Origin of the sequence: Sphingomonas sp. STIS6.2 (genome assembly GCF_000732685.2) — a bacterium.
GTDB lineage: Bacteria > Pseudomonadota > Alphaproteobacteria > Sphingomonadales > Sphingomonadaceae > Sphingomonas > Sphingomonas aerolata.
In genome coordinates, this window is record NZ_JPDP02000159.1 from 430505 (window position 1) to 431098 (window position 594).

At 65.7% G+C, this 594-nt stretch carries 1 protein-coding gene and 1 pseudogene; one reads left to right on the forward strand and one right to left on the reverse strand.

The genetic code is table 11. From position 1 onward, the window contains the following. Nucleotides 1-196: pseudogene (locus sphst_RS16805) on the reverse strand (hypothetical protein); the annotation flags it as partial. A 141-nt stretch (nucleotides 197-337) separates the two neighbouring features. On the opposite strand from sphst_RS16805, the gene sphst_RS16810 reads away from it, so the two are divergent. Further along, on the forward strand, nucleotides 338-594 hold a 257-nt coding region (locus sphst_RS16810), incomplete at its 3' end, for a response regulator (RefSeq protein ID WP_159043703.1).

Here is a 594-nt window from a genome sequence, read left to right on the forward strand (position 1 = left end):
GCCGGGTCCGCAACGCGGCGCCGCTCGCCACGGCTTCGGCGCGCAGGCCGTGATCGACCAGAAACCCCGTCAGCAACTCGCGCAGCCCGGGATCGTCGTCGACGATGACGATCCGCGCGCTGTCATCCCCCCCTCGCGTGCCGACATGGAGATCAGGGCCGGGCACGGCGACGGAAACGCTGTTGGTCAAAATCATGCGCCTCGCCTGCAGGTCAGTTCTTTCCGGCATATGTCTGGATGTTGCGCAATCCGTCGCGCCGGCAACGACCGGCGGTGGCGTGGCATGATGCGAAATCGCTGAAACATCACGAACACATACGTGGCATAGTGGCCGGCGATGCACTGCGCCGCTCCCGAACCCGCCGATACGATGCTGCTCGTCGTCGATGACGACCATGCGATCCGGACGCTGCTCGCGCAGAGTCTAGGGATGCACGGGTACCGCGTCGAAACCGCGACCAATGCACAGGAAATGGACGTCGCGCTCGCACGGCATCCGATCGCGCTGATCCTGCTCGACATGATGATGCCCGGCGAGGACGGGCTGTCGGTGCTGCGCGCACTGACCCAGACCCAGGATCCGCCGCGCGTGAT